Origin of the sequence: Burkholderia sp. BCC1985, assembly GCF_905339915.1 — a bacterium.
In the GTDB taxonomy this organism is placed as follows: Bacteria; Pseudomonadota; Gammaproteobacteria; order Burkholderiales; family Burkholderiaceae; genus Burkholderia.
Genome location: NZ_CAJPGY010000011.1, coordinates 145,023 through 159,033, shown reverse-complemented (window position 1 = coordinate 159,033; position 14,011 = coordinate 145,023). Strand labels below are relative to the sequence as shown.

Sequence of the window (14,011 nt, the reverse complement as noted above, 5' to 3'; positions counted from 1 at the left end):
ATGTGCGTCAGTTCACGCTCGTGCGCTTCTCGACGAACCGCCGCACATAATCGTCCGCCGGACGCGACAGGATGTCGTCCGGCGTGCCGACCTGCACGAGCGTGCCATCACGCAGGATCGCGATCCGGTCGCCGATGCGCAGCGCCTCGTCGAGATCGTGCGTGATGAACACGATCGTCTTCGACAGCGTCGCCTGCAGTTCGAGCAGTTGATCCTGCATCTCGGTGCGGATCAGCGGGTCGAGCGCGGAGAACGCCTCGTCCATCAGCAGCACGTCGGTATCGGCCGCCAGCGCGCGCGCCAGCCCGACACGCTGCCGCATCCCGCCCGACAGCTCGTCCGGATAATGATCGCCGTAGCCGTCGAGCCCGACCTTCGTCAGCCAGTTGCGCGCCGCGTCGGCCGCGTCGTGGCGCTTTTCGCCGCGCGTGCGCAGCGCATACGCGGCGTTGTCGAGCACGGTCTGGTGCGGCAGCAGCCCGAAGTTCTGGAACACCATGCTGACCTTGAAACGGCGCAGCTCGCGCAGCCCGTGCGCGTCGAGCTTGATCACGTCGCTGCCGTCGATCACGATCTCGCCGGCCGTCGGCTCGATCAGCCGGTTGAAGTGACGCACGAGCGTCGATTTCCCGGAACCCGACAGCCCCATGATCACGAAGATCTCGCCCGACTCGATGCCGAGGCTCACGTCGTTGAGCCCGACGTTGCAGCCCGTTTCGGCCAGCACGTCGGCCTTGCGCTTGCCCGAGCGCAGCAGGTCGAGCACGCGCGCATGCGCGGCCTGCGGCCCGAACAGCTTGTACACGTGTTTGACGTCGATGGTCGCCATGTCTGCCTCCGTTCCTATGCGCGCGACGATTGCGTCGCCTGATTCGAATCGACGCCCGCCGACTCCGCCTTGCGCGGCAGCCGGTACGGCACGCGCGACGCGCCCTTCTGTCGGCGCTGCTGTGCGAGCCGGCGGCGCGCGCGCCGCTCCTGGCCGAAGCCCTGGCTGATCCGGTCGATCACGATCGCGAGGATCACGATCGCGAGGCCGGCCTGCGTGCCCTTGCCGACGTCGAGCGTCTGGATGCCCGCGAGCACGTCCTCGCCGAGCCCGCGCGAGCCGATCATCGACGCGATCACGACCATCGACAGCGCCATCATCGTCGTCTGGTTGATGCCGGCCATGATGCTCGGCCGCGCGAGCGGCAACTGCACGTTGACGAGCAATTGCCAGCGCGTCGTGCCGAACGCACGCGCGGCTTCCGTCACGTCCGGATCGACCTGGCGGATGCCGAGATCGGTCAGGCGGATCAGCGGCGGCAGCGCGTAGATGATCGTCGCGAGGATCGCGGGGACCTTGCCGAGGCCGAACAGCATCAGCACCGGGATCAGGTACACGAAGCTCGGCAGCGTCTGCATCACGTCGAGCACGGGCAGCAGCATCCGGCGCAGCCATGCGCTGCGCGACGCGAGGATGCCGGCCGGCACGCCGATCGCAACCGACAGCACCGTCGCGACGAGCATCAGCGCGAGCGTCTGCATCAGCTTGTCCCACAGGCCGAAGCAGCCGATCGCGTAGAGCAGCAGCATGAAGAGCGCGCCGAGGCCGATGCGGCGCGTCGCGTTCCACGCGATCGCGCCGACGACCAGCAGCACGAGCCACGGCGGCGCGACGCACAGCGCGCCTTCGAGCGGCACGAGCAGGTAGCGCAACACGAGCGCGCTGAAGTGATGGAAGCTGTCGCCGTATTGCGCGACGAACGTCTCGAGCGCGCTGTTCACCCAGTCGGCGATCGACAGGTGCAGAAAGAAGCCGTTCATGTTGATTCTCCGTCGCGCCGCGAAGGCGCGTGACGGCGGCGACGGGCGCGGGCCCGTCGCCGCGCGCAGGTTACGCGCCCTTCAGGCTGCCGGCGATCTTCTGCGCGACGTCGGCCGGCACCCACTGCTTCCACATGTCCTGACGGGTCTTCAGGAACTGCGTGGCCATCGCCGCGCCGTCGATCTTCCTCGTCGTCATCTCGAGGATCGTCTGGTTCAGGAAGTCCATCGGGAAACGCACCTTGCCGAATACGCCGACGAGATCGGGATTCGCATCGGCGAACGGCTTCGACACGCCGACCGTCAGCCGCGACACCATGTACGACGACGCGCACTGGTGCGTGCTGCTCTCGTCGCGCAACGTCTTCCAGCATGCTTCGTTATAGGCCGGCATCTTCAGCGCCGTGAACTTGTATTTCGCCATCAGCGCGGCCGGGCCCCAGTAATAGAACACGATCGGCGCGCCGCGCTGGTACGCGGACGCGATCGCCGCGTCGAGCGCCGCACCGGTGCCCGGGTGGAAGTTCGTGTACGACTGGTCGAGCTTCAGCACCTTCAGCAGGCGCGTGTTCACGCGCTCGCAGTCCCAGCCCGTCGGGCAGTTCAGGAAGCGGCCCTTGTCCGGTTCCTCCTCGTCGGCGAACACCTGCTTGAACTTCGGCAAATCGTCGACCGACACGAGCCCGGGCGCGACCGGCTTGATGTTGCGCGCCGGATCGCCCTTCACCACGTAGTCGGGCACGAACCAGCCTTCGGTCGTGCCGCCCGGCAGCGTGTCGCCGATCAGCTTCACGGCGCCCGACGAAACGGCCTTCGCGGTGATCTCGCTGCGGCCCGTCCACTGCTCGGCCCAGATCTGCAGGTCGTTGCGCGCGAGCGCCGTTTCGGTGGCGGCCGTGCTGCCCGGCACGACGTCCGTCTTGCAGCCGTAGCCCTTCTCCATGATCTGCCGCAGCACTTCGGTCGCAAACGACCCGCTCTCCCACGTGATGCCCGCGAAATGGACCGTCTTGCCGTCGGCGCACGCGCCGCCGGCCGCATGGGCCGCGGGCGCGGACAGGATCGCCGCGGCGGCGAGAAGGACCGTTTTCAGTCGTCGAATCTGCATGGTGGGTCGTCTCCAAATCGAATCTGTTGTTTGTGCGTCGCGGCATGCGCGGCGACCGGCAAATCGCGAAGCCAGCCACGTCCGGTCAGGCTGCATGGTCGAGCCACCAATATGTTTAGGGAAACGAGTAATTCCGATCATTGCAATCGGCAGCGCCAATCGATCGTCGGGTGCCTCGCGTGGCCCGCCGGACGGGCCTCTCAGCCGATTCACCGGGCCCGCGCGCGGACCGGAACGGGCTGCGTCGAGCCTTGTTCGGGCACCGCTCGACCCACATTGAAGCGCGGCGGCGCGCACACCGTTTCGACCGTCGAAACGACCCGCCGCGCCCCATTGGCGAACCCGATCCCATCCATCGAAATTACTCGCTTTCGAATCCGTTTCGGCTTGGGAAGAATGCGCGGTGTCATCGGAGGAGACACGACCCGCCCAGCCGGTCGCCGCGCCGCCGCGCATCGCGCGCTTCCGGCGCCGCGCGCGCTGCGCCGGGTCGCCCCGGATGACGGGGCGCGCCTCGCCGGACGCGTTCACGACAACCGATACAAGAAGCTGGATATCCCGGAGATCTCTCAATGAAAAAGACCCTGACGGCGCTCGCCGTAACGGCAACCTTCGCAGCCCCCGCGTTCGCGCAAAGCAGCGTCACGCTGTACGGCGTGATCGACGAAGGCCTGAACTACACGAACAACGTCGGCACCGGCCATGTCTACGAGATGGCGAGCGGCTACGCGCAAGGCAGCCGCTGGGGCCTGAAGGGCAGCGAGGATCTCGGCGGCGGCATGAAGGCGATCTTCCAGCTCGAGAACGGCTTCGACGTGAACACCGGCCGGCTCAACCAGGGCGGCCGCATGTTCGGCCGCCAGGCGTACGTCGGCCTGAGCCAGACGCAGTACGGCACGCTGACGTTCGGCCGCCAGTACGACTCCGTCGTGGACTATCTCGCGCCGACCACGGCCAACGGCAACTGGGGCGGCTACCTGCTCGCGCACCCGTTCGACAACGACAACACCGACAACTCGTTCCGCCTCGACAACACGGTGAAGTACGCGAGCCCGAACTTCGGCGGCTTCCAGTTCGGCGGTGCATACAGCTTCAGCAACAGCACGAACTTCTCGGACAACCGCGCGTACAGCTTCGGCGCGCAATACCAGAACAACGGCCTGCTGATCGGCGCCGCCTACCTGCAGGCGAACCGGCCGGGCGACGGCTCGGCCGGCGCGATCACCGCGAACGACGCGAGCTACATCGCCGAGCGCATGCGCGTGTTCGGCGCGGGCATCAACTACACGTTCGGACCCGCGACGGTCGGCTTCGCATACACGAACTCGAACTACAAGAACCCGACCGGCAACGGCTACCTCGGCACGCCGGGCGCGATCATCGCACCGGGTGCGACCGTCAGCGCGATCAAGTACCAGAACTTCGAGGTGAACGGTTCGTACCAGATCACGCCGGCGTTCATGGTCGGCGCGCAGTACGTGTTGTCGCTCGAGAAGTACGACGCATCGACCGGCGACGCGAAGCCGAAGATCCACTCGGTCGGGCTGATGGCCGACTACAACCTGTCGAAGCGCACCGACGTGTACGTGCAGGCCGCGTACCAGCACATCGCCGGCGACAAGACGAACTCGATCCTCGACAACGCGTTCATCCCCGGCACCGACGCGCCGTCGTCGACGTCGAACCAGGTGGCCGTGCGTCTCGCGCTGCGCCACAAGTTCTGACGCAACCCGGTTCTCCGTTCTTCACGCGACACCCGCGCCGGTCGGCCCGAGGTGTCTTCGCCCGCCCGCAAGCGCCAGCCTGCCGGCGGGTTTTTTGTTTCGCGCCGCGACGACGCGAGGCAACGTGATTCGGCGCAGGTCGTGCGTGCGCCCGGTCAACGCTGACAGGACAACCGCCCACGATTCGCCGGTACGCTGCGTGCCACCTCGACGTCAGGCATCCCCATGCCGCACGACGAGCGCGACATATCGCGCGGGCATCAAGCCCGCGCCGTATTCCCGATACCTGATCGCGTTCAACTCGGGCGGGCCGACGAGCCGCGGCACGATCGCGCTCGCGTCGAATCGTTTCCCGCGCAACCGACGCGCCCCACGGATGGAAGGGAACGCGCGATTTCCGCGCGATCGCCTCTCCGGCAACGGCGGTCGCCCCCCTGCATCGCCTGATCGGAACTACGCCCGCCGGCACACGGGAAAACACTGCCATGAACCCGCCGCGCAGCCTGCGCGCACGGGCTCGAAACGTGCATTCGGTTTTGACGCAAGGCCCCGTGAAACAGGGAGAACCGTGACGTCCGTTGTCCACCGTACGTGGGCAAGGGTTTGTCTGGTTGGTTTTCGATGCCCGCCTGCACTAGCCTCGTGAGGTCTGCCCCCGCGTCGTTCGGCCGGCGGGACATGACGTCGTGCACATTGACAATCGAGTATCGGCGCGCGGCCTCGCTGCCGACGTTTCATTGCGTTCGATCACGCATGTCGTTGCCGCCGGAGAAACATCCTCTGGCTCGCGTGCGATGTGACGCGAGGCGATCCGGGGCAACACGCGCGCCGGCCAGCCGTCGGTGTGCACCGGGGAACCGCAGGCCCGATCGTGGAGACGCACCGTGAAGCGCATGCCATTTCGCTGCATCCATGCCATCAGCTATGCAAGCGTGCTGCTCTTTCAGGCCCCGGCGCAAGCGCAGTCGCTGGACGCCCAGTCGACGCAGGAGAACATTTCCGCGCTGCGCCAGGAAGTCGATCGCCATCTGCAGGAACTGAGTGCGCTCAAGCGCAAACTGGCCGACGAGGAAGCCAATCTCTCGCGCCTGAGCCGGGCGCTGGACAACCGCGAACTCGCGGCCCGGCGTGGCGCGGGCACCGGCGATGCCGGCGGCTCCGGCGACGCGGCGACGCAGGCCGATACCGGCTCCCCGGGCGGCGCGCCCGGCGCGGCCGGCAACGCCCCCGGCAACGTGCAATCGTCGGCCGGGTCCGCCGCGCCGCCGAGCCGGCCGGTCGGCCAGGCGCCGGTGGCGGAAACCGCACCGCCGCCTGTCGCGCCGATCTTCGATCAGCCCGGCGTGCTGACGCCGAAGAACAAGTTCGTCGTCGAGCCGTCGTTCCAGTTCAGCTATTCGTCGTCGAACCGCGTCGCACTCGTCGGCTACACGATCATCCCGGCGTTGCTGATCGGCCTGGTCGACGTGCGGGAAGTCAAGACGACCACGCTGACGGGCGCGGTCGCGGTGCGCTACGGGATCACCAACCGGATGGAAGTCGAAGTCCGCGTCCCCTATGTGTACTCGACGAACGACACGATCAGCCGCGAGATCTTCACCGGCACCGCCCAGGACAACGCGTTCAACAGCCACGGCAAGGGCCTCGGCGACGTCGAAATGACGCTGCGCTACCAGTTCAATACCGGCGGCCCCGACAAGTTCTATTACATCGGCTGGCTGCGCTTCAAGAGCGCCACCGGCAAGAGCCCGTTCGACGTCGTCACCGACTGCGTCACGCGCTGCGTCGGCAATGCCACCGGCACCGGCCTGCCGCTCGAGCAGCCGACGGGCTCCGGTTTCTACGCGATCCAGCCTGGCCTCACGTGGCTCTTTCCGTCCGACCCGGTGGTGTTCTTCGGCAACCTGAGCTATCTGCACAGCTTCAGCCGCGACAATCTCAGCCTCACGATTCGCGATGGACAGAAGGACTTCATCGGCAAGGTGCAGCCCGGCGACATCTGGGGTTTCAATATCGGCATGGGCCTCGCGCTGAACGAGAAAGCGTCGGTGAGCCTCGGCTACGACCAGAGCATCGTACTGCCGACGAAACAGAACGGCCAGACGGTACCCAGTTCGGTGCGCGTGATCCTCGGCTCACTGCTCCTCGGTTACTCGTACCGGTTGTCGCCGAAGACCACGCTGAATCTCTCGATCGGCGCCGGCCTCACACGCGACACGCCGGACGTGGTCATGACGCTGCGCGTGCCGATTGCATTCTGATCGCCCGCGTGCGCGTGCGGCGGGCCGCGCGGCGCACGCGGGCCTCGGCGCGCCAGTGCGCGCTCATCTGCCATTCATCGGTCGCTCACCGAGCCTTCATCGCCCCGGCAACACGCCGATCAACGCATTGTTCAGCGTCGACATCACGTTCAGGTTCTTGAACGTCGACAGTGTGTTGACGGTCGTGTTGATCGTCGTCACCGCCTGGATTTGCTGGTTGTTCAACGTGTTCTGGATTACCGCGCCGGTCAGCGCCGGCAGCGCGGCGGGCTGCGCGGCGTTGCCGGCGCCGACCTGGATCAGCGCGCCCGCGTTCGCGGCCGCCAGCGCCTGCGCCTGTTGCGCGGTGATATGACTGATGTCCGGGATGTTGAAGCTGGTCGTCGTGACCAGATTGCCGTTCACGAACGCGACACGCGACACGCCGAACGAAACCTTCAGACCGCTCGGCATATCGAAGCCGCCGCGCATCGCATCGAGGCGCGCGTCGCTGAGCGCGATCGCGCCGGCTGCCGGCCAGTTCCGTTCCTGCGCGCCGCCCGGCTCCACTGCCGGCGGCCCTGCCGCGCACTCCGCCATCGCGAGCGGCGCGGCACGCAGGATCGGCACCTCGCCGGCCCGCGACTCCGCAGGCGCCGCATCCGCGCCCGCGTTCGCGGCGGATGCCTCGACGACGCCGCTCGCCTGCGCGACCGGCACGTCGGTCGCGGCCAGCGCGTCGTCCTGCATCGCCACCGCACTCACGGACGTCACCCCGCCGCACACCATCACGGCGATGCCGGCGATGTTCCTGGTCTGGGATCTCATGACGGTCCTCAAAAGTCGTTCGGGCCGTGCTTCGGCATCACGACGTTGTACAGGCCGTCGCGCGCGATACCGGTGTAGAGCGGCGCGCTGGGCGCGACGCGCCAGTCACGCGGGTCGTTGAACACCGCCAGCTCGGGCCGGTTGTGAATCACGAAAATCACATGGTCTTCCCACTTCTGCTCGAAGCTCGCCAGCGACATCGGGCGCGTGCCGGTGGCAGGATCGCCGACGAGCACACGCCCGTCACGCAGCCCCTTCACGACCACGAAATGGTGATAGCCGTGCTCGGTGATCAACACGATCGCCGGCGTGTGCGTCCTGGCGAGCGTCTGCAACGGCAGCTCGAACCCGTCCGCGACGAAGCCGTGCGCGTCGAGAAACCGCCGGATGTCGAGCAGCGAGAAGCCCTGCTGGCGAATCTTCTCCTGATTGCCGTTCTCCCACATCTGGGCGAAGGCGGTCTGCTCGGTCATCGGATAGTCATACTGATAAGTCAGCAGCGTCGCGACGGCAGCCGACCCGCAACTGAAATCGAATTGCTGCTTGACGGTGCGCTTGAAGCGGGCCTCCTTGAGACTCGTGACGTGCATCGCATAGCCTGCGCCCGCCGGATCGACGACCGTCATCTCGTCCGCCCATGCAATCGGGACGGACAGCGCGTAAGCGAGCGCCGCGATGCATGCTGCGGCAACCGGTCTCATCGCTCAGTTCCCGAAGCGCACGTTGAGCACCGTCGCGTTCTGAATCAGCACGTTGGCGCCGGTATTCTGGATGACCGTGGGCAGGCCGCTCGCATTGGCGAACGAGCCGTCGGCGATCGAATTCGAGCCGGTCGACACGCGGTTCGCCACGTTGTCGGTCACCGCGCCGGTCAGATAGTTTTGGCCGATCAGCGCATCGCCGCCCCGATGCTCGTCGAGCTGGTCAGGCGTCATCGCGACACCGAAGCCGCCCGCTTGAGCGGTCGCGGTGTCGGTCGCAGCGGGTATGGCTGCCGCAGGGGGCGCGACGGCCGCGGCCGGATCGGCGTGATCCGCGCGCGCGGCGGGTAGGGAAGGTGCCGCTGCCGGCGCAACATCGGCGGAGGCCTCCGCCGCAACGGTTCGCGACCCGTCAGCCGTGGCATGGGCCGTCAGGCCCGGCAGCAGCGCCGCAGGCAATATCACCAGCAAAAGTGCCGTTCGGATTCGCATGGCTGTCTCCTTGGTCCCTGCGCGAGCCGGCTCGAAACCGGCGCACAGGGAGCGGAATCCGCGTGACCGTCGATCGACGGAAATCAGCCCGGCCTGCGCCAACGAGAGCGAGACGGCCGTTCGGCCATCCCGCCCTCGCCGGCGGTCCTGTCCATCGGCGATGGAATGCAAGTCGCGGGCTCGCCTGCGCCCGCGTCAATGCATCCGGCTCGCCAGGACCGGCCGGCCGGCTAACGTCCTACGGACAGGTTCGCCTGCACGGTCACGGCCTGCTGAACGAACGACGCCATGCCGCTGTTCTGGTTGGCGACCATGATGCCCGCGGCGGTCTGGCCGACGCTCGCCATCGCGTTGGACATGTTGAACGTCCCCGCGTTGACCGCATTGGCTCCGCCTGCGCCACCCGCGCCGCCGACCGCGCCGTTACCGACGCCGCCGTTGCCGGTGCCGCCTGCCCCGCCCGCGCCGCCCATCGCGCCCACCGCGCCGCTACCCGCGGTTGCGCCGCCGTTGCTGGCCGTCGTCGTCGCGCCGCCGTTCGTCGCGCCGCCACCCGTGCCCGCGCCGCCGGCACCGCCGTTGCCCGCCGTGGCCGCCGCCGCGCCGCCGGTGCCGCCCGCGGCCGCACCCGCGCCGCCGATGCCTGCGCCCGATCCACCCGAAGCGGTCGACGTACCCGCCGACCCTGCGCCGCCTGAGCCACTGCCCGAGCCGGTGCCGGTACCCGTGCCGGTGCCGGTGCCGCTGCCGGCCGATGCCGACGCGCTTCCGCTGCCATGATTCCTGGCCCACGCGGAGCCGGGATTGGCTGTGCCGGTGCCGCCGCCCCAGCCTGTGCCGCTGCCCTTGCCGGAACCGCCTACGCCGACCGAGGCCGCGATCGCGCCGCCGCCCGTGCCGGAGCCGGAGCCGCCGCTCGCAGTGGCATTGCCGCCGCCCCCGCCGCTGGCGTCAGGTGAGCCGCCGGCTCCGCCGCCGCCGCCGTTGCCGGTGCCGGCCGTCGCGCTGCCATTGCTGGCGTTGCCCGCCGTGGCGCTGCCGTTATGCGCGCTGCCGCCTTTGCCGCCGGCGCCGCCTGCACCGCCGCTTCCGCCATTACCGCCGATGCCGCCGTAGCCATACCCGTTGCCGCCCTTGCCGCCGCTTCCGCCGGCCGCGCTGCCCGAGTTGGTCGCGTTGTTGCCGATGCCCCAGACCTGGACATTGCTCACGTACCCGTCGAGTTTGCTGATCGCGACGATCTTGGTGCTGTTGTACGAATCCTGGTAGACACTCGCGCCAGGCGAAACTTCATTCGCATTGGACCCGGTGGAGCTGGTCTGGGTTGAGCTGACTGCGTTGCTGAGAGTGTTCGATCCGTCATCGGCTTTCTGACTGCATGTCGAACTGGTATCGCTGCTGCATGGATTCGCCATTGCGTAGCCGCTGCATCCCAAGGCGAGAAGCGCAGCAGACGCCAATAGAGTTTTGCGCATGAAATCCTCCTGAAGTAACGAGGAACGGCTTGGCCAACTGCACCAATCCGGAGGACAACACGCATCGGCGATGCCAATCCCGCCAGCTGCCTGACGACAGGGAGCCGGTTGGATGCTTTGCGCGACATAACCCGCCTCGCCCGATTCCGGCATGCGATTTATGTTTCAGGTCTGAAACGTGTCGATCGGCACGGGGCCGGGACACCCTCGACCCGCGGATGGATTTCTCTATGTATTCAAACGCTTGTCCGATCTTCCGAAGAAGGTCCCTGCAAGCGCGGAATGTTTCACTTTTGAACGGCCGCGGCCGGCCCATACGGGTATGCCCGTAGCACCGGATATTCAATCCCAATCGCAAACGCAGGCCCGGCAAGGACGCCCGCCGAATTCATTCCGATGAGGCATCAAAATCCCGCATGGAGTGCCATTTAGAAATGTTTCGACTATGATTCGGCGCTTTTTCCTCGGATCCTGTCCGCGGCGAGCGCGGGCGCGCGCGGGTCCGGTTATCGGCCGGAACGAGGATTCCTGACGGCAAGCGCCGTGGAATGGCGACGCAAATCCCGCCGAGGTGCGCCGCACGTGACCCACGGGCTGCCTGCGGTGCAACCGCGTGCGGGTACCGGCAGGCTGCCGCTCAAAACGCAGGCGAAACGCCCCCGTGCTTCGCTGGCACGCTCCCGCCAGATCGGTTCGCACTCCTCTGCTTCTCGACGAACCGCCGCACATCATCGTCCGCCGGACGCGACAGGATGTCGTCCGGCGTGCCGTCGCGCAGGATCGCGATCCGGTCGCCGATCCGCGATGCGTCGTCGAGATCGTGCGCGATGAAGCGGCTACGCGACGCCGCTCGACCGCTTCATCCGGCAGGCCGCATCGCGGCCTGCGGCGCGCGTGCCGGACGCCGCAACATGAGCCGCGACCGACGGCCTCCGCAGGGTCGATGAAAGAAAGCGTGTCAGGATGCGGGCATCACGCCACCTGTCCGATGGCGGCCCTGCGCATCGTCACGATGCGCGCGGGCGGAATATTTGCCCACACGATTCGGCTGGCATCGGCAACGAATGCCGGATCGCGCAGCGGGTGACGCTCGGGCACGCGCAGGTCGTAGGTGAACTGGATCATCACGCCGTCGACCGACAGCACACGCTCGCACTGCCCGACGATCGCCGTCACGTCCTCGCGCGGCAACGTGCGCAGCGGCAGGCAGGACACGATCGCGTCGACGCGCGCATCGGGCGGCAGCAGCCGCTCGAGCTGCCGCGCGTCGCCCGATACGATCGAAATCCCGGGAAAGCGCCGTCGCAGGTGCTGCACGAACGCCGGCGCCCGCTCGACCACGACGAGGCGCCCCGGCGCGACGCCGCGTTCGAGCAACGCGGCGGTGATCGCACCGGTGCCGCCGCCGAGCTCGACGACGAGCCCGTCGCCGTCCGGCACCGCATCGGCCATCTCGCGCGCCAGATGCCGCGAACTCGGGCACAACGCGCCCACCGCGGCCGGGCGGCCGACCCACTCTCGCACGAACAGTGCCGAGACACGCAACGCATTCGGCCAGATCATCGGCCAACCTTGCGCGGTTGCGCCATCAGCTTCGGCGTGCCAATGACTGCCTGTAACAGGGCTACGACGCCACGGGGCTCTTTCACGTGCATCCTCCTGAACAAATCCGTCCGCCACGCACGCGCGGCGCTCCATCGATTCTAGGAAATGCAAACTTAAGGCGACGTGAAGATTGTCCCTGATTGCGCCGCCACTGCCGGCCGTGCAATCGACGGCTTCCCGCTCGGCGGTCGACGCGCCGCCGAAGCTGCGCGGGATACCGCGCGCCGACGATCGTGACCTGCCGCAGGGCCGTCTCGAGCGCCGACGGTTCGCCGCTCGATGGTTCGCGCCGCCTCACCGCCTCACCGCAGATTGGTCCGCGCCAGCTCGACGATCTCGTCGCCGCGCCCGCTGAGGATCGCGCGCAGCATGAACAGGCTGAAGCCCTTCGCATGCGCGAACTCGATCTTCGGCGGCATCGCCAGTTCGTACTTCGACGTCACGACGTCGACGACCGCCGGCCCGTCGTGCGCGAATGCGGTGCGCAGCGCGTGCTCGACGTTCTCCGAATGCTCGACGCGCACGCTGAAGATCCCCGCGCCCTTCGCGATCGCCGCGAAGTCGGTCGGGCTCAGGTCGACGTTCGTGTCGAGATAGCCGGCCGCCTTCAGCTCCATCGACACGAAGCCGAGCAGGCTGTTGTTGTAGACGACGATCTTGATCGGCAGGTCGAGCTGGCGCGCGGTCAGAAGATCGCCGAGCAGCATCGACAGCCCGCCGTCGCCCGACAGCGACACGACCTGCCGCCCAGGATGCGCGCCCTGCGCGCCGAGCGCCTGCGGCATCGCGTTCGCCATCGAGCCGTGATTGAACGAACCATGCAGCTGGCGCTTGCCGTTCATCGTCAGGTAACGCGCGGCCCACAGCGTCGGCGTGCCGACGTCGGCCGTGAAGATCGCGTCGTCGGCCGCGACTTCGTCGACGATCTTCGTCAGGTATTGCGGATGGATCGCGCGGCCCGGCGGCTCGGCCACCGCGAGATCGTCGAGGCCCTTGCGCGCGGCCGCGTAATGCTTCAATGCGTTCTCGAGGAAGCGCCGCTGCGTCTTGCGCGTGAGGCGCGGCAGCAGCGCGGCGATCGTTTCCTTCACGGTGCCGACGAGCCCGAGCGCGAGCGGCGCGCGATGGCCGAGCTGCGAGCCCTTCCAGTCGATCTGCGCGACCTTCGCATTCGTCGGATAGAACGGCCGGTACGGGAAGTCCGTGCCGAGCATCAGCAGCGTGTCGCACGATTCCATCGCGTGATAGCCGGAGCTGAAGCCGATCAGCCCCGTCATCCCGACGTCGAACGGGTTGTCCCATTCGACGAACGGCTTGCCGCGCAGCGCATGCACGACCGGCGCGCCGAGCGTGTCGGCCAGCGCGACCACTTCGTCGTGCGCGCCCTGCGTGCCGCTGCCGCACAGCAGCGTGACCGCGTCCGACCCATTGAGCAGCGCCGCGAGCCGGTCGAGATCGGCGTCCGCCGGCAGGATCGACGGCGGCGCCGATTCGCTCCACGCGGGCGCTTCCTCCGGGCCGTCGCCGAGCGCGATGTCGCCCGGCAGCACGATCACCGCGACGCCGCGCTCCTCGATCGCGGTGCGCATCGCGCGCGCGAGCACGCGCGGGAACTGCGACGCGTTCGTCACGAGTTCCGCGAAATGGCTGCATTCGCGGAACAGGTCCTGCGGATGGGTTTCCTGGAAGTAGCCGAGGCCGATCTCGGTCGACGGAATGTGCGCGGCGATCGCGAGCACCGGCTGGTGATTGCGGTGGCAGTCGTAGAGGCCGTTGATCAGGTGCAGGTTGCCGGGGCCGCAGCTGCCGGCGCACACCGCGAGCCGCCCGGTCGACGCGGCATCCGCGCCCGCGGCGAACGCCGCGCTTTCCTCGTGCCGCGTATGCATCCAGCGGATCGAGCCGATCTGGCCCAGGCTGAACGACAAGCCGTTCAGGCTGTCGCCCGTCACGCCCCAGATGCGCTCGACGCCCGCTGCCGCCAGCGTCTTCGCCAGGTATTCCGCCATCGTCTGTCTAGCCATCATGC

11 protein-coding genes and 1 pseudogene are annotated in these 14,011 nt (G+C 67.8%); 2 read left to right on the top strand and 10 right to left on the bottom strand.

The features are described 5' to 3' along the window. Window positions 1-7: 7 nt before the first annotated feature. The 3 genes from U4Z31_RS14000 to U4Z31_RS13990 form a co-directional block, all read right to left on the bottom strand. Window positions 8-829, bottom strand: coding sequence for a betaine/proline/choline family ABC transporter ATP-binding protein (locus U4Z31_RS14000; protein ID WP_321810630.1), 822 nt, complete (start codon window positions 827-829; stop codon window positions 8-10). 14 nt (window positions 830-843) lie between these two features. Next, complete coding sequence (locus tag U4Z31_RS13995; RefSeq protein WP_321810629.1) at window positions 844-1,809, bottom strand: proline/glycine betaine ABC transporter permease; 966 nt, start codon at window positions 1,807-1,809, stop codon at window positions 844-846. A 70-nt stretch (window positions 1,810-1,879) separates the two neighbouring features. After that, a complete protein-coding gene (locus U4Z31_RS13990; protein ID WP_124487046.1) occupies window positions 1,880-2,917 on the bottom strand; it encodes an ABC transporter substrate-binding protein in 1,038 nt (345 codons plus the stop codon). 572 nt (window positions 2,918-3,489) lie between these two features. Between U4Z31_RS13990 and U4Z31_RS13985 the strand changes: the two genes are divergently transcribed. After that, window positions 3,490-4,641 (top strand): porin, encoded by a 1,152-nt coding sequence (locus U4Z31_RS13985; protein WP_124487047.1) that lies wholly within the window; start codon window positions 3,490-3,492, stop codon window positions 4,639-4,641. An 884-nt stretch (window positions 4,642-5,525) separates the two neighbouring features. Next, the gene (locus U4Z31_RS13980; RefSeq protein WP_415750283.1) at window positions 5,526-6,902 is read left to right on the top strand and encodes an acetate kinase; all 1,377 of its coding nucleotides are present in this window, start codon (window positions 5,526-5,528) and stop codon (window positions 6,900-6,902) included. 96 nt (window positions 6,903-6,998) lie between these two features. Here U4Z31_RS13980 and U4Z31_RS13975 read toward each other — a convergent pair whose 3' ends face one another. From U4Z31_RS13975 to poxB, 7 genes and pseudogenes are all read right to left on the bottom strand, one after another. Continuing rightward, a complete protein-coding gene (locus tag U4Z31_RS13975; protein WP_321810628.1) occupies window positions 6,999-7,709 on the bottom strand; it encodes a hypothetical protein in 711 nt (236 codons plus the stop codon). Window positions 7,710-7,717: 8 nt separating this feature from the next. Then, window positions 7,718-8,410 (bottom strand): C39 family peptidase, encoded by a 693-nt coding sequence (locus tag U4Z31_RS13970; protein WP_321796221.1) that lies wholly within the window; start codon window positions 8,408-8,410, stop codon window positions 7,718-7,720. Window positions 8,411-8,413: 3 nt separating this feature from the next. Next, window positions 8,414-9,073 (bottom strand): hypothetical protein, encoded by a 660-nt coding sequence (locus U4Z31_RS13965; protein WP_321810627.1) that lies wholly within the window; start codon window positions 9,071-9,073, stop codon window positions 8,414-8,416. 59 nt (window positions 9,074-9,132) lie between these two features. Then, window positions 9,133-10,377, bottom strand: coding sequence for a hypothetical protein (locus tag U4Z31_RS13960; protein WP_321810626.1), 1,245 nt, complete (start codon window positions 10,375-10,377; stop codon window positions 9,133-9,135). A 712-nt stretch (window positions 10,378-11,089) separates the two neighbouring features. Then, a pseudogene (locus U4Z31_RS13955) lies at window positions 11,090-11,209 on the bottom strand (glycine betaine/L-proline ABC transporter ATP-binding protein); the annotation flags it as partial. Between the two features lie 140 nt (window positions 11,210-11,349). Beyond that, a complete protein-coding gene (locus U4Z31_RS13950) occupies window positions 11,350-11,940 on the bottom strand; it encodes a class I SAM-dependent methyltransferase (protein WP_044845405.1) in 591 nt (196 codons plus the stop codon). 344 nt (window positions 11,941-12,284) lie between these two features. Further along, the gene (gene poxB / locus U4Z31_RS13945; RefSeq protein WP_044845406.1) at window positions 12,285-14,006 is read right to left on the bottom strand and encodes a ubiquinone-dependent pyruvate dehydrogenase; all 1,722 of its coding nucleotides are present in this window, start codon (window positions 14,004-14,006) and stop codon (window positions 12,285-12,287) included. Between the last annotated feature and the right edge of the window lie 5 nt (window positions 14,007-14,011).

Coding starts and splice junctions, on each gene's coding strand:
- poxB (WP_044845406.1), bottom strand. CDS start 14,006: ATGGCTAGACAGACGATGGCGGAATACCTGGCGAAGACGCTGGCGGCA.
- U4Z31_RS13975 (WP_321810628.1), bottom strand. CDS start 7,709: ATGAGATCCCAGACCAGGAACATCGCCGGCATCGCCGTGATGGTGTGC.
- U4Z31_RS13995 (WP_321810629.1), bottom strand. CDS start 1,809: ATGAACGGCTTCTTTCTGCACCTGTCGATCGCCGACTGGGTGAACAGC.
- U4Z31_RS14000 (WP_321810630.1), bottom strand. CDS start 829: ATGGCGACCATCGACGTCAAACACGTGTACAAGCTGTTCGGGCCGCAG.
- U4Z31_RS13950 (WP_044845405.1), bottom strand. CDS start 11,940: ATGATCTGGCCGAATGCGTTGCGTGTCTCGGCACTGTTCGTGCGAGAG.
- U4Z31_RS13960 (WP_321810626.1), bottom strand. CDS start 10,377: ATGCGCAAAACTCTATTGGCGTCTGCTGCGCTTCTCGCCTTGGGATGC.
- U4Z31_RS13970 (WP_321796221.1), bottom strand. CDS start 8,410: ATGAGACCGGTTGCCGCAGCATGCATCGCGGCGCTCGCTTACGCGCTG.
- U4Z31_RS13990 (WP_124487046.1), bottom strand. CDS start 2,917: ATGCAGATTCGACGACTGAAAACGGTCCTTCTCGCCGCCGCGGCGATC.
- U4Z31_RS13985 (WP_124487047.1), top strand. CDS start 3,490: ATGAAAAAGACCCTGACGGCGCTCGCCGTAACGGCAACCTTCGCAGCC.